Below are 13,450 nucleotides of genomic sequence, written 5' to 3' on the forward strand. Positions count from 1 at the left end.
CGTCCGGTCGCCCAGGCCCACCGCGATCTGGTCCCGGTCGCCCGCCAGTTCCATCCGCACGTCGTACCCGGCCCCGTTGCACCGGGTCGCCGTCGCCGTCACCAGCGTCCCGTCGTCCAGGGTGAGCAGCGCGGCCGCCGTGTCCACGTCGCCCGCCGCGCGGAACATCTCCGGGCCCGCGTCCGCGCCCGTCGCATACACCTCCACCACCTCCCGGCCCGTCACCCAGCGCACGATGTCGAAGTCGTGGACCATGCAGTCCCGGAACAGCCCCCCGGACAGCGGCAGGTACGCGGCGGGCGGCGGCTCCGGGTCCGAGGTGGCCGCCCGTACCGTGTGCAGCCGGCCCAGCCGCCCCGAGAGCACCGCCTCCCGCGCCGCCCGGTACCCCGCGTCGAAGCGGCGCATGAAGCCGATCTGCAGCACGGTGCCGGCCCGCGCCACCGCGCCGAGCGCGGCCGAGGTGCCCGGCACGTCCAGGGCGATCGGCTTCTCGCAGAAGGCGGGCAGACCCGCGCCCGCCGCCCGGGCGATCAGCTCCGCGTGCGAGGCCGTCGCCGAGGCGATCACCACGGCGTCCAGCTCCGCCGCGAGCAGCGCGTCCACGTCCGGCGCCACCCGCGCCCCGAGCGCCCCCGCCACCGCCGCCGCGCGCCCCCGGTCGGCGTCCGCGAGGACGAGCGCCCCGACCCCCGGATGCCGGGCGAGGACGCCCGCGTGGAAGCCGCCGATCCGCCCCGTACCGATCACTCCGATGCGCATGGCCCCCACCGTGGAGGCGCCCGTACCCCCTGTCAAGGTTTGTCAGGACAACCGGACGTCACGACTTCCCGTCATCCGCGCCCGCCGTTACGCTCCCCTCCGTGCCCCCGCCGACCGGCTCCCCGCTGCCCCCGCTCTCCGTGGACCGCACCAGCCCGGTCCCGCTCTACTTCCAGCTCGCCCGGCAGCTGGAGAGCGCCGTGGAGGACGGGACCCTCGCCCCGGGCACGCTCCTCGGCAACGAGATCGACCTCGCCACCCGCCTCGGCCTCTCCCGGCCCACCGTCCGCCAGGCCATCCAGACCCTCGTCGACAAGGGACTCCTGGTCCGCCGCCGGGGCGTCGGCACCCAGGTCGTGCGGACCGGGGTCCGCCGCCCCCTGGAGCTCAGCAGCCTCTACGACGACCTGGAGAGCACCGGCCACCGGCCCGCCACCCGCGTCCTCGTCAACCGCCTCGAACCCGCCCCCGCGCCGGTCGCCGCCGCCCTCGGCATACCGGAGGGCACCGCCGTCCACTACCTGGAGCGGCTGCGCACCGCCCACGGCGAACCCCTCGCGTACCTGCGCAACCACCTGCCCGCCGGACTGATCGACCCCGGCACCGCGCCCCTGGAGACCACCGGCCTCTACCGGACGCTCCGCGCCGCCGCCCTCACCCTCCACAGCGCCCGCCAGACCGTCGGCGCCCGCGCCGCCACCGCGTCCGAGGGCGCCCTGCTCGACGAACCGCCCGGCGCGCCGCTCCTCACGATGGAGCGCACCGCCTTCGACGACACCGGCCGCGCGGTCGAGCTCGGATCGCACCTCTACCGCGCCGGCCGCTACTCCTTCGAGTTCCGGCTGATGGTCCGTCCGTAGCCCCCCCGCGGCCGTGAACGGGCCCCACTGACGAGCGCCACGACCGGCATGACCGATACTGCAATGCACGCAGAAGGACACAAAGGAGGGCACGGCCTCGTGACCAGGCTTCGGACAGGAGGGGTACGCGCCGCCGTCGGCGCCGTGCTCGCGCTCACACTGACGGCAGCGCTGGCGGGGTGCAGCAGCACCGGCGGCAAGCGGGCGGAGGACGCCCGGAGGGCGGCCGAGGCCCAGGGCCGGTCGGCCGTGGACACCCCCCGCTGGACCTTCGCGATGGTGACCCACTCCGGCGACGGCGACACCTTCTGGGACATCGTCCAGAAGGGCGCCGAGCAGGCCGCCGTCAAGGACAACATCACCTTCCTCTACGCCCACAGCGACGAGGGCAAGGAGCAGGCCCAGCTGGTCGACTCCTACATCTCCAAGGGCGTCGACGGACTGATCGTCACCCTCGCCAAGCCCGACGCGATGAAGGCGGCCGTGGAGAAGGCCGTCAAGGCCGGGATCCCGGTGATCACCGTCAACTCGGGCGCCGAGCAGTCCAAGGCCTTCGGCGCCCTCACCCACATCGGACAGGACGAGACCGTCGCCGGCGAGGCCGTCGGCGAGGAGCTCGACAGGCGAGGCCGGAAGAAGGCCCTCTGCGTCCTGCACGAGCAGGGCAACGTCGGCCACGAGCAGCGCTGCGCCGGCGCGCGGAAGACCTTCGGCGGTGAGCTCGTCAACCTCTACGTCGACGGCACCAACATGCCGGACGTCAAGGCGTCCATCGAGGCCAAGCTCCAGTCCGACAAGGACCTCGACGCCGTCGTCACCCTCGGCGCCCCCTTCGCCGACACCGCCGCACAGGCCGCCCGCAGCGCCGGCAGCAAGGCCGAGGTCGACACCTTCGACCTCAACGCCAAGGTGGCGGCCGCCCTCCAGGCCGGCACCCTCGGCTTCGCCGTCGACCAGCAGCCCTATCTCCAGGGCTACGAGGCCGTCGACCTGCTGTGGCTGTACCGCTACAACGCGGACGTCCTCGGCGGCGGCCGCCCCGTCCTCACGGGCCCCCAGATCATCACCAAGGACCAGGCCGGCGCGCTCGCCCGGTACACGGAGCGGGGTACCCGATGAGCACCACCGCCCCGGCCCCGGACGGCATCGACCACGTCGACGAGCGCCTGCTCCGCACCACCCCGCTGAAGAAGCTGCTGGCCCGGCCCGAGCTGGGCTCGGTCGTCGGCGCGCTCGCCGTCTTCGTCTTCTTCGCGGTGGTGGCCGACAGCTTCCTGCGCCTGTCCAGCCTCGGCACGGTCCTCTACGCCGCCTCGACCCTCGGCATCATGGCCGTCCCCGTCGCCCTGCTGATGATCGGCGGCGAGTTCGACCTCTCCGCCGGTGTGCTGGTGACCAGCTCCGCGCTCGTCTCCTCGATGTTCAGCTACCAGCTGACCGCCAACGTCTGGGTCGGCGTCGGCGTCTCGCTGCTCGTCACCCTGGCCGTCGGCGTCTTCAACGGCTTCATGCTGACCCGGACCAAGCTGCCCAGCTTCATCATCACGCTGGGCACCTTCCTCATGCTGACGGGCCTCAACCTGGGCCTCACCAAACTCATCGCCGGCACCGTCTCCACCAAGACCATCGCCGACATGGAGGGCTTCCCCTCCGCCCGCGCCCTCTTCGCCTCCCAGCTGACCGTGGGCGGCGTCGAACTCAAGGTGACGATCCTGTGGTGGCTCGGCCTCGTCGCCGTCGCCACCTGGATCCTGCTGCGCACCCGCTTCGGCAACTGGATCTTCGCCGTCGGAGGCGGCGCCGACGCCGCCCGCGCGGTCGGCGTCCCCGTCCACCGCACGAGGATCGGCCTCTACGCGGCGGTCGCCTTCTGCGCCTGGGTCTCCGGCCAGCACCTGCTGTTCTCCTTCGACGTCGTCCAGTCCGGCGAAGGCGTCGGCAACGAGCTGATCTACATCATCGCGGCCGTCATCGGCGGCTGTCTGATCACCGGCGGGTACGGTTCGGCCGTCGGCTCCGCCGTCGGCGCCCTCATCTTCGGCATGACCAGCAAGGGCATCGTCTACGCCGAGTGGGACCCCGACTGGTTCAAGTTCTTCCTGGGCGCGATGCTGCTCCTCGCGACCCTCCTGAACGCCTGGATCCGCAAGCGCGTGGAGGCCACCAAGTGACGACCGCTCCTCTTGTCGAGCTGGCCGGCGTCAGCAAGTACTACGGCAACATCCGCGCCCTCGAAGGCGTCTCCCTGGAGGTCCGCGCCGGGGAGATCACCTGCGTCCTCGGCGACAACGGCGCCGGCAAGTCCACCCTCATCAAGATCGTCGCCGGGCTGCACCGGCACGACGCCGGGACCTTCCGCGTCGACGGCGAGGAGGTCACCCTCGCCAACCCGCGCGACGCCCTCGACCGGGGCATCGCCACCGTCTACCAGGACCTCGCCGTCGTCCCCCTCATGCCGGTCTGGCGCAACTTCTTCCTCGGCTCCGAGCCCACCCGGGGCAAGGGCCCCTTCCGCCGGCTCGACGTCGAACTGATGCGGACCACCACCCGTGAGGCCCTGCTCCGCATGGGCATCGACCTGCGCGACGTCGACCAGCCCATCGGCACCCTCTCCGGCGGCGAGCGCCAGTGCGTCGCCATCGCCCGCGCCGTCCACTTCGGCGCCAAGGTCCTCGTCCTGGACGAGCCGACCGCCGCCCTCGGCGTCAAGCAGTCCGGGGTCGTCCTGAAGTACGTCGCCGCCGCCCGCGACCAGGGACTCGGCGTCATCCTCATCACACACAACCCGCACCACGCCCACCTCGTCGGCGACCGGTTCGTCCTGCTCAAGCGGGGCGTCATGGCGGCGAGCCACACCAAGGACTCCGTCACGCTGGACGAGTTGACCCGGCAGATGGCCGGCGGCAGCGAGCTGGAGGACCTGCGCCACGCCCTGGAACGCCCCACCGGCGCGTAACGGGCCCCCGACCCCCCTCCTGGCAGAATCGGAGCCGATGAGTACCTACCGTGACCTCGCGCACCGCGGCTCCGCCCGCGGCACCGTGCTGCGCACCGTCGGGAGCCGGGAGCGCCGCTCCCACCTGACGGCGCCCCGGGTGCCGACCGTCGGCATCGACATCGGCGGTACGAAGGTGATGGCCGGGGTCGTCGACGCGGACGGCAACATCCTGGAGAAGCTCCGCACCGAGACCCCGGACAAGTCCAAGAGCCCCAAGGTCGTCGAGGACACCATCGTCGAACTGGTCCTGGACCTCTCCGACCGGCACGACGTGCACGCGGTCGGGATCGGCGCCGCCGGCTGGGTCGACGCCCACCGGGCCCGCGTCCTCTTCGCCCCGCACCTCGCCTGGCGCAACGAACCCCTCAGGGACGCCCTCCAGGCCCGCCTCGCGGTCCCCGTCATGGTCGACAACGACGCCAACACGGCCGCCTGGGCCGAGTGGCGCTTCGGCGCCGGTCGCGGCGAGGACCACCTCGTCATGATCACGCTCGGCACCGGCATCGGCGGTGCCATCCTGGAGGACGGCCAGGTCAAGCGCGGCAAGTTCGGCGTCGCCGGCGAGTTCGGCCACATGCAGGTGGTCCCCGGTGGCCACCGCTGCCCCTGCGGCAACCGCGGCTGCTGGGAGCAGTACAGCTCCGGCAACGCCCTGGTCCGCGAGGCCCGCGAGCTGGCCGCCGCCGACTCCCCGGTCGCGTACAACATCATCGAGCGGGTCAAGGGCCACATCCCGGACATCACCGGCCCCCTCATCACCGAGCTCGCCCGCGAGGGCGACGCCATGTGCATCGAACTCCTCCAGGACATCGGCCAGTGGCTCGGCGTCGGCATCGCGAATCTCGCCGCCGCCCTCGACCCCTCCTGCTTCGTCGTCGGAGGGGGCGTCTCCGCCGCCGACGACCTGCTCATCGGCCCCGCCCGGGACGCCTTCCGCCGTCATCTCACCGGCCGCGGCTACCGCCCGGAGGCCCGCATCACCCGCGCCCAGCTCGGCCCCGAGGCGGGCATGGTGGGCGCCGCCGACCTCGCCCGGCTCGTCGCCCGCCGCTTCCGCCGCGCCAACCGGCGCCGGGTGGAGCGGTACGAGCGGTACGAGCGCTACGCCCAGGCCTTCCGGAACGGCGCCCAGGCCCTGGGCGACCGCACCCCCGAGGACCCGCGGCCATGACCGTCCCGCAGCAGACCCCCCAGGCGCCGCGCTCCCCGGCCCCGGAGCCGTACCGCCGCCGGAAGGCCGGACTGCCCGAGGGGCACGGCCACATGATCCGCCGCCGCTGGCTCACGGCGGTCATCATCGTGCTGCTCGTCGGCATCCCCGCCGGCTATCTGGTGATCTCCGCCGGCCAGAGCCGGGACAGCGGCCGCGACAAGGAGCGCGAGTCCTCGGTCGTCGGCCTCCAGGACAACTGGCCGTCGCAGATGAAGCGGCGTGTCTTCGAGGTCCCGATCCCGCGCGGCGCCTGGGACGTCGCGTACTACGAGACCAGCAACTGGAAGACCAGCCGCCTCTACGTCCGCTTCACCACCACGGCCACCGGTCTGGACACCTTCCTCGCCGAGTCCGGCACGAGCCGCGCGGCGCTCGGCCCCGGGCGGGTCACCGTGGGGGAGCGGGACGCCGACATCGTCGGCTGGACCTTCGGCCCCGACGGGACCTGGTCGGCCACGACCGTCACCCGTGAGCGGCCCCGGCCCGCCACCGACATCACCGTGGACCTGACCGACCCGGCCTTCCCGCAGGTGTACGTGGTCTCCACGACCAGCCCCTGAGGCGGCCCGTCTCCGCTCGAACCGTCGCTGACCGGCGGTACGCCCGCGCGGTCAGGCGGCGCGGCCCGCGTCGATCTCGGCCACGAGGGCTTCGACGCGGGCCCGGATCTCGTCCCGGATGGGCCGCACGGCCTCGACGCCCTTGCCGGCCGGGTCGTCCAGCGCCCAGTCGAGGTACCGCTTGCCGGGGAAGACCGGGCAGGCGTCGCCGCAGCCCATGGTGATCACGTAGTCCGACGCCCGGACGGTCTCGGCGGTCAGCACCTTCGGCCGCTGGTCCGCGATGTCGATGCCGAGCTCGGCCATGGCGGCGACGGCGGAGGGATTGACCCGCTCGCCGGGGGCCGAGCCGGCGGAGCGGACCTCCACACGGTCGCCCGCCAGGTGACGCAGGAAGCCCGCGGCCATCTGGGAGCGGCCCGCGTTGTGGACGCAGACGAAGAGGACGGAGGCGAGCGGGGCGGTCATCGGTTCTTCCTCGGGGTGGGAGAGGAGCGGGCGGCCCCGGCCGGACATCAGCGGGGGATGATGTGAAAGTATCAGCCCATGATGACGTCAGTCGACACTGACCTGATCCGGGTGCTGGCCGACCCGCTCAGGCTCCGGATCGTGACCCTGCTCGCCCGCGAGACGCTCTGCACCACCCACCTGGTGGAGGAGACCGGTGCCAGGCAGACCAACCTCTCCAACCACCTGAGGGTCCTGCGCGAGGCCGGGGTGGTCGACACGGAGCCCTGCGGCCGGTTCACGTACTACCGGCTGAAGCCCGAGGTCATCGAAGCGCTCGCCGGCCAGTTCACCGCCCTGGCCGCCTCCGCCCGTGCCAACGCCGACACCAAGAGGTCCTGCCCGTGACCCCCCTCGCCCCCGCGGCGGCCGAGGAGCCCTCGGTCGCCGGGAAACTGTCGACACTCGACCGCTTCCTCGCCGTCTGGATCCTGCTCGCCATGGCCCTCGGCCTCGGTCTCGGGCGGCTGGTCCCCGGCCTGAACGACGCTTTGGCGAAGGTCGAGATCGGCGGCATCTCCCTGCCGATCGCCGCCGGCCTGCTGATCATGATGTACCCGGTCCTCGCCAAGGTCCGCTACGACAGGCTCGACGCCGTCACCGGCGACAGGAAGCTCATGGTGTCGTCGCTCGTCCTCAACTGGCTCCTCGGCCCGGCCGTCATGTTCGCCCTGGCCTGGATCTTCCTGCCGGACCTGCCCGAGTACCGCACCGGCCTGATCGTCGTGGGCCTCGCCCGGTGCATCGCCATGGTCGTCATCTGGAACGACCTCGCCTGCGGCGACCGCGAGGCGGCAGCCGTCCTGGTGGCGCTGAACTCGGTCTTCCAGGTGATCGCGTTCGGCCTGCTCGGCTGGTTCTACCTCGACCTCCTTCCCGGCCTGCTGGGCCTCGGCGAGGGGGAGGCCCTCGACATCTCCATGGGGGAGATCGCGTGGAACGTCGTCGTCTTCCTCGGCGTCCCGCTCGTCGCCGGCTTCCTCACCCGCCGCATCGGCGAGCGGAGGATCGGCCGCGAGTCCTACGAGGCGGAGTTCCTGCCGAGGATCGGCCCGTGGGCGCTGTACGGCCTGCTGTTCACGATCGTCCTCCTCTTCGCCCTGCAGGGGAGGACCATCACCTCGCAGCCGCTGGACGTGGCCCGGATCGCGCTGCCGCTGCTGGTCTACTTCGCGGTGATGTGGTTCGGCTCCTTCGCCCTCGGCAAGGCCGTCGGCCTGCGTTACGACCGGACCGCGACCCTGGCGTTCACCGCCGCGGGCAACAACTTCGAGCTGGCCATCGCCGTGGCCGTCGCGACCTTCGGTGTCACCAGCGGACAGGCCCTCTCCGGCGTGGTCGGCCCCCTCATCGAGGTCCCCGTCCTCATCGCGCTGGTGTACGTGTCGCTGGCCTGGCGCCGGAGATTCCCGCCGGCCCTGCGGTGACCGTCACGGCCGCCCGGGTCACCCGATCCGGGGGCTGCGGCGCTCGATGAGGACGGTGTCGCGCCAGCGGCCGTGGAGCAGTCCGATGCGCTCGCGGGTCCCGACCACCCGGAAGCCGGCCCGCGCGTGCACGGCGAGGCTGGCGGCGTTCTCGGGGAAGACGCCGGACTGGATCGTCCAGATCCCGGCGGCCTCGGTGGAGTCGATCAGCGCGGCGAGGAGCGCTCCGGCGACGCCCCGCCCGCGCGCCCCGGGGTGGACGTACACGGAGTGCTCGACCACGCCGGCGTACACGCACCGGTCGGAGACGCCGGTCGCGGCCACCCAGCCGAGGAGCCGGCCGGCCTCGTCGACGGCGGCGAAGCGGTGCGCGGGCAGCTTGGCCGCGTCGAACTCCTCCCAGGTGGGGGCCACCGTCTCGAAGGTGGCGTGACCCTCGTCGATGCCGGCCTGATGGATCGCGATCACCTCGCCGGCGTGGGCGGCGGTGAGCGGGACCACCCGGGGTGAGGCGGTCACGTGGCGGCCGCCTTGGTGAGCAGCTGCCCCATGGCCGCCAGGACGGCGGGCTCGACCCGGTAGTAGACCCAGGTGCCGCGCCGTTCGGAGGAGAGCAGTCCGGCCTCCCGCAGTTTCTTCAGGTGGTGCGAGACGGTCGGCTGGGAGACCCCGACGTCGGAGATGTCGCAGACGCAGGCCTCGCCGCCCGGGTGCGAGGCGACGGCGGAGAACAGGCGGAGGCGCACCGGATCGCCCAGGGCCTTGAACATCCTCGCGGTGCGCTCGGCCTCGTCCGCCGTCAGTGGCCGTTCGGCCAGGGGCGGGCAACAGGCCTCGGTCTTCGACATGTGTCTATGTTGACATGCGTCGAACCAATGCGCGCATCCATATAGACGTCTGTCTATGTTGACGTCTGTCGAATCAGATGTCAGGCTGGGGTCATACACATCGACAGACGTCGATACAGCGAGGGGAACCACCGTGACCACCACCGCTCAGCCGCTGCCCGTCCTCGTGATCGGGGCCGGCCCGGCCGGCCTGGCCGCCGCCGCCCATCTGCTCGAGCGCGGCATCGAGCCGCTCGTCCTGGAGGCGGGGGAGCGGCCGGGCGCCGCCGTCCGCGCGTGGGCGCACGTCCGGCTGTTCTCGACCTGGGGCGAGGTCGTCGACCCGGTCGCCGCGGCTCTCCTCGCCCGCACCGGCTGGACCGCGCCCGACCCGGCCGCCTACCCGACGGGCGGCGACTGGGCGGACCGGTACCTCCAGCCGCTGGCCGACGCCCTGGGGGACCGCGTGCGCCTCGGCGTCCGCGTCACCGGAGTCAGCCGCGCCGGCCGTGACCGGACCGTGGACGCGGACCGCGCGGCCCGTCCGTTCGCCGTGCACACCGAGCACGCCGACGGCCGCGAGGAACGCTTCCTCGCCCGCGCCGTGATCGACGCCTCCGGTACGTGGTCCACGCCCGGCCCCGCCGGCGCCTCCGGCCTCCCGGCCCTCGGCGAGAAGGCGGCCGCCGCCCGGATCACGTACCGCGTCCCCGACCTGCGCGACCCCGCCGCCCGCGCGCGGTACGCGGGCCGGCGCACCGCCGTCATCGGCTCCGGCGCCTCCGCCTTCACCGCGCTCGCCTCCCTCGCCGACCTGGCCGGGGCCGAGGACGGCGAGGGGACGAAGGCCGTGTGGATCCTGCGCCGGGGCCTCTCCGGCTCCACCTTCGGCGGCGGTACGGCAGACCAGCTGCCCGCCCGGGGAGCCCTCGGCCTCGCCGCCAAGGCCGCCGTCGACGAAGGCCACGCGGATGCCGTCACCGGCTTCCGCACCGAGGCGATCGAACGCGAGGGCGGCCGGCTCGTCCTCGTGGCGGAGGACGGCCGCCGCCTCGACCCGGTGGACGAGGTCGTCGTCCTCACCGGCTTCCGCCCCGACCTGTCCTTCCTCGGCGAACTCCGTCTCGGCCTGGACGAACGCCTCCAGGCTCCCGTCGCCCTGGCCCCGCTGATCGACCCGAACCAGCACTCCTGCGGCACCGTGTACCCGCACGGGGTCAGGGAGCTCTCCCACCCGGAGAAGGGTGTGTACCTGGTCGGGATGAAGTCCTACGGCCGCGCGCCGACCTTCCTCGCGCTCACCGGCTACGAGCAGGTCCGCTCCGTCGTCGCGGCCCTCGCCGGTGACCACGAGGCCGCCGAGCGCGTCGAACTCGTCCTGCCCGAGACGGGCGTGTGCGGCGGCGCCGGCCTCTACGACCAGCCGGCCGGGGACGAGCCGGCCGGGGCGGAAGGCTGCTGCGCCCCGGCGCCCGCCCTGATCCGGCTGGGCACCTCCGGCCCCGGCCCTTCCCGCGGCTGACCCGCCTCCCCCCGGCCCGCTCTCAGGCGGGGTGACCGGGCGAGAAGTGGAGGACGTCGCCGAGCCGCAGCGCGCGGGGGCGGCCCTCGTCCGCGCGCCCCTCGGGCCCCGACGAACCGCCGGCGACGGGGGTCAGACGGAAACCGACATGGTCCCCGCCGTCCGTGCGCTCCTCCACGCGGCCCACGAACCAGGCGTCGGCGTCCGCGAGCAGGGGAGTGCCGTGGGGCCCCTCCGTCCACTCCGTCCGGGCGAACTTGTCGACGCGGTGCCCGGTCTCCTCGGCGAACAGACGGGCGGTCTCCAGGCGCGCCCGGCTCAGTACGTGCACGGCCAGGTGGGCGGACCGGCAGGCGACCTCGTACGTGTGGTTGCGCCGGGACAGCCACACCATGAAGCCCTCCGGGTCGATCGAGCACTGGGAGGCGAACCCCACGAGACAGCCGGCCCGCGTGCCGTCCCCGGCTCTCGCCGTCACCACGAACACCGGGGGGTCGAGCAGATCCGTCACGGCGTCCAGATGCGCCACTGGCCGCTCCTCTCCTTCACGCGAACGGGGGCTGAACGCGGGGCACCGGGCCCCTCGGGGACCCGGTGCCCACCACCGCTCCGGTCATTCCGGCCCGGCCGTCAGGTGCTGTCCGCCGCTCCGGTCGCCTTCGTGTGCCGCAGCAGCGCCGTCGCCGCCAAGGCGATCACCGCGGCGGCGCTGAGCACCGCCAGGGCCTGTGCCCAGGCGAACCGGGAACCCAGGCTGCTGGTCAGCAGATCCACCGTGCGCATTCCGGCCAGGAGGTGCAGCCCGATGAGGCCGACGGCGACCGCCGCCGCGGCGGCCCAGGCGCTCAGGCTGTCCCGTACCGCCAGCAGGACGCCGACGAACAGGCAGAACAGGGTGATCACGACCGACACCATCGCGGCGGTGCCGCCGGAACGCAGCCCCGCCACATCGGTCGGCAGGTGCAGCAGCCCGCAGGCGAACAGGGCCGCCACCGCCGGCCAGCGCAGCCCCGACCGCAGCGCGGTCGAGGGGGCGTGGCTGCCCGGACCGGTCGCGAGCGCCTGGTCCAGCGGCGACCTCGCCCTCAGGGCCCCGCGCAGCCGCTTCGACCCGGCCTTGTCCGCACCGGGCGGCGTGAGCGTGGGCGCGGGGGTCCGTTCCGCGGCGGCACCCTGGCCGGGGTCGGTCCCGCGGGCGGACTCGCCCTCGGGGCCGCCCGTCGTCCGCCAGCCGCTGCTGTCGGCGCCGATGATGTTGACGAGTTCGACGATGTCCTCGATCGGCCGCCCCACGGCCGCGGCGCGCAGCGTGGTCTCGGCCTGGTGGAGGTCGTACCCCGACTCGTTGAGGAGCGCGATCAGCTGCCGCACCTCGTCGAGGGGCCGCGAGACGGCGGCGGCCCGGAGCGCCACATCGGCGGGGCTGGACACCTCACCGGACGCGGTGAGCCGCGCGACCAGCGCGGCGACCTCGGGCACCGGCCGTTCGGTGGCCGCGGTCCACAGCAGGGTGTGGATCGCGTCCTCGCCGCTCTCGCCGTCGTCGGCACTCCCGGCGGTGGCCTGCTCGGCACCGGCGGGGGGTTCCGGCTCACCGGCCCGGGCCGCGACAACCCCGGACTCGTGCGCGGCGGCTTCCGGTGCCGCCGGCCGGGGCTCGGCGGGCGCGGGCTCGGAGGGGCGGTGCTCCACCGGCTCGGCGGGCGCGGGCTCGGAGGGACGGCGCTCCACCGGCTCGGGCCGCGGCACGATGGGGCGGGGCTCCGTGGGGGCCGCCATGGCCGGGGGGAACGGCGGAGGCGGAGGCGGCGGAGGAGGGGGCGCGGGCGGTACGGCCGGCTCCGGCGGTCCGCCGTGACCGGTGCCGCCCACCGACGCCCCGGTCTCCGGGGCGGGGGAGGACGGCGTACTCCGAGCCGGTGTGCGGGTCGAAGGGGACCAGGGCTCGGGCCCTGGAGTGGTGGTGCTGTCCAAGGGGTCGGGGGTCATGGTGGGGCTCCATTCGTGGCCATCCCGCGGGGCGTCCACGGTGACTGGCTCGCGACGCGCCGATGAATGCGTACCTGAAGACCACTAGTACGCAGATCACCACGCTGCGCCATCCGGGACGTCCCGAACTGCTCCGACGGAGCGAAAACCCTCCCGGAGGCGCGGCACCGTCCGGCCGCCGGCACCGCGGGCGAGGCCCCCCTGGGGCCCGCGTCCCAGGGCCCCCGCGAGGGCTGGTCATACGATCTCGAATCATGTTCGAGAAGAAGGCTCCGGCACCCGCTCGACCAGTGGTGCAGCGCCGGTCCCCGGCTGGACGAGCTGGTGCGTGCCTTCGGCGAGGCACAGGCGGAGTGGTTCCGGCGCCGGCTCGTCGACCGGGAGTTCGTCCCCGCCGGCACCCCCGGCTCGCGCTGGTCCTCGCCTTCGAGGTGGGCACCCGGCTCCTCGCCGTCGCCTTCCGGCGCTCGCCCGGCGGCGACGACGCCACGATCACCGAGGCCCGCCGCTGGTCACCGCCTACCTGGAGACGTACGCCGGGACAGGGACCCGGCGGCGCGACTGACGCGCACGGCCCGCCCCCTCCGGGCCCGGCCCCGGCGCCACGGCCCCGGGACCCGCTGCCGCCCCCGGACGGCGACCCTCTAGGCTGTCCCGACCCCCGCTGGAGGGGTCCGTGCGAGAGATGAGAGGGTCTGGCGGGTGAGCGATACACCGACGAACACCCTGCAATACCGCGTCGACGGGCGCGACGACGCTCCGGTCCTGGTCCTGGGGCCCTCCCT

Annotated in this window: 15 protein-coding genes; 9 read left to right on the plus strand and 6 right to left on the minus strand. The window is 73.7% G+C overall.

What is annotated here, in order from left to right:
- On the minus strand, nucleotides 1-762 hold a 762-nt coding region (locus RIF68_RS10715), incomplete at its 3' end, for a Gfo/Idh/MocA family oxidoreductase (protein WP_309050936.1).
- Nucleotides 763-902: 140 nt separating this feature from the next.
- Here RIF68_RS10715 and RIF68_RS10720 point away from each other — a divergent pair.
- The 6 genes from RIF68_RS10720 (at nucleotide 903) to RIF68_RS10745 (ending at nucleotide 6,393) form a co-directional block, all read left to right on the plus strand.
- Nucleotides 903-1,622, plus strand: coding sequence for a GntR family transcriptional regulator (locus RIF68_RS10720; protein ID WP_309050950.1), 720 nt, complete (start codon nucleotides 903-905; stop codon nucleotides 1,620-1,622).
- A 99-nt stretch (nucleotides 1,623-1,721) separates the two neighbouring features.
- Nucleotides 1,722-2,741, plus strand: coding sequence for a sugar ABC transporter substrate-binding protein (locus tag RIF68_RS10725; protein ID WP_309050937.1), 1,020 nt, complete (start codon nucleotides 1,722-1,724; stop codon nucleotides 2,739-2,741).
- Nucleotides 2,738-3,793, plus strand: coding sequence for an ABC transporter permease (locus RIF68_RS10730; RefSeq protein ID WP_309050938.1), 1,056 nt, complete (start codon nucleotides 2,738-2,740; stop codon nucleotides 3,791-3,793). The genes RIF68_RS10725 and RIF68_RS10730 overlap by 4 nt, the downstream gene beginning before the upstream one ends.
- Nucleotides 3,790-4,578: an ATP-binding cassette domain-containing protein gene (locus RIF68_RS10735; protein ID WP_309050939.1), complete on the plus strand. Its 789-nt coding sequence runs from the start codon at nucleotides 3,790-3,792 to the stop codon at nucleotides 4,576-4,578. Before RIF68_RS10730 ends, RIF68_RS10735 begins: the two co-directional genes overlap by 4 nt.
- A gap of 37 nt (nucleotides 4,579-4,615) precedes the next feature.
- Nucleotides 4,616-5,791: an ROK family glucokinase gene (locus tag RIF68_RS10740; protein ID WP_309050940.1), complete on the plus strand. Its 1,176-nt coding sequence runs from the start codon at nucleotides 4,616-4,618 to the stop codon at nucleotides 5,789-5,791.
- Entirely contained in the window at nucleotides 5,788-6,393 is a 606-nt protein-coding gene (locus RIF68_RS10745; protein ID WP_309050941.1) for a hypothetical protein, read from the plus strand. The genes RIF68_RS10740 and RIF68_RS10745 overlap by 4 nt, the downstream gene beginning before the upstream one ends.
- Before the next feature lie 51 nt (nucleotides 6,394-6,444).
- On the opposite strand, the gene RIF68_RS10750 is transcribed toward RIF68_RS10745, so the two are convergent.
- A complete protein-coding gene (locus RIF68_RS10750; RefSeq protein WP_309050942.1) occupies nucleotides 6,445-6,861 on the minus strand; it encodes an arsenate reductase ArsC in 417 nt (138 codons plus the stop codon).
- A 78-nt stretch (nucleotides 6,862-6,939) separates the two neighbouring features.
- On the opposite strand from RIF68_RS10750, the gene RIF68_RS10755 reads away from it, so the two are divergent.
- A complete protein-coding gene (locus tag RIF68_RS10755) occupies nucleotides 6,940-7,248 on the plus strand; it encodes a metalloregulator ArsR/SmtB family transcription factor (protein WP_309050943.1) in 309 nt (102 codons plus the stop codon).
- A complete protein-coding gene (arsB, locus tag RIF68_RS10760; RefSeq protein WP_309050944.1) occupies nucleotides 7,245-8,327 on the plus strand; it encodes an ACR3 family arsenite efflux transporter in 1,083 nt (360 codons plus the stop codon). The genes RIF68_RS10755 and arsB overlap by 4 nt, the downstream gene beginning before the upstream one ends.
- Nucleotides 8,328-8,345: 18 nt before the next feature.
- Here the strand turns inward: arsB and RIF68_RS10765 are convergent, their stop codons facing one another.
- Together RIF68_RS10765 and RIF68_RS10770 are read right to left on the minus strand one after the other, a co-directional pair.
- Nucleotides 8,346-8,846, minus strand: a complete 501-nt coding sequence (locus tag RIF68_RS10765; protein WP_309050945.1) for an N-acetyltransferase family protein — start codon at nucleotides 8,844-8,846, stop codon at nucleotides 8,346-8,348.
- Nucleotides 8,843-9,175: a metalloregulator ArsR/SmtB family transcription factor gene (locus RIF68_RS10770; RefSeq protein ID WP_309050946.1), complete on the minus strand. Its 333-nt coding sequence runs from the start codon at nucleotides 9,173-9,175 to the stop codon at nucleotides 8,843-8,845. Before RIF68_RS10770 ends, RIF68_RS10765 begins: the two co-directional genes overlap by 4 nt.
- A 133-nt stretch (nucleotides 9,176-9,308) precedes the next feature.
- Here RIF68_RS10770 and RIF68_RS10775 point away from each other — a divergent pair, with 133 nt between their 5' ends.
- Nucleotides 9,309-10,676, plus strand: a complete 1,368-nt coding sequence (locus tag RIF68_RS10775) for an NAD(P)-binding domain-containing protein (protein WP_309050947.1) — start codon at nucleotides 9,309-9,311, stop codon at nucleotides 10,674-10,676.
- Between the two features lie 22 nt (nucleotides 10,677-10,698).
- On the opposite strand, the gene RIF68_RS10780 is transcribed toward RIF68_RS10775, so the two are convergent.
- Nucleotides 10,699-11,205, minus strand: coding sequence for a flavin reductase family protein (locus tag RIF68_RS10780; RefSeq protein WP_309050948.1), 507 nt, complete (start codon nucleotides 11,203-11,205; stop codon nucleotides 10,699-10,701).
- A 101-nt stretch (nucleotides 11,206-11,306) separates the two neighbouring features.
- Entirely contained in the window at nucleotides 11,307-12,455 is a 1,149-nt protein-coding gene (locus RIF68_RS10785; protein WP_309050949.1) for a hypothetical protein, read from the minus strand.
- Between the last annotated feature and the right edge of the window lie 995 nt (nucleotides 12,456-13,450).

Source organism: Streptomyces sp. (assembly GCF_031178505.1).
Taxonomy (GTDB): Bacteria; Actinomycetota; Actinomycetes; order Streptomycetales; family Streptomycetaceae; genus Streptomyces; species Streptomyces gulbargensis.

What these genes read in the sequence shown, in the direction of transcription:
- RIF68_RS10730 (WP_309050938.1), top strand. Translation starts at nt 2,738, where the DNA reads ATGAGCACCACCGCCCCGGCCCCGGACGGCATCGACCACGTCGACGAG.
- RIF68_RS10740 (WP_309050940.1), top strand. Translation starts at nt 4,616, where the DNA reads ATGAGTACCTACCGTGACCTCGCGCACCGCGGCTCCGCCCGCGGCACC.
- RIF68_RS10745 (WP_309050941.1), top strand. Translation starts at nt 5,788, where the DNA reads ATGACCGTCCCGCAGCAGACCCCCCAGGCGCCGCGCTCCCCGGCCCCG.
- RIF68_RS10750 (WP_309050942.1), bottom strand. Translation starts at nt 6,861, where the DNA reads ATGACCGCCCCGCTCGCCTCCGTCCTCTTCGTCTGCGTCCACAACGCG.
- RIF68_RS10755 (WP_309050943.1), top strand. Translation starts at nt 6,940, where the DNA reads ATGATGACGTCAGTCGACACTGACCTGATCCGGGTGCTGGCCGACCCG.
- RIF68_RS10770 (WP_309050946.1), bottom strand. Translation starts at nt 9,175, where the DNA reads ATGTCGAAGACCGAGGCCTGTTGCCCGCCCCTGGCCGAACGGCCACTG.
- RIF68_RS10785 (WP_309050949.1), bottom strand. Translation starts at nt 12,455, where the DNA reads ATGGCGGCCCCCACGGAGCCCCGCCCCATCGTGCCGCGGCCCGAGCCG.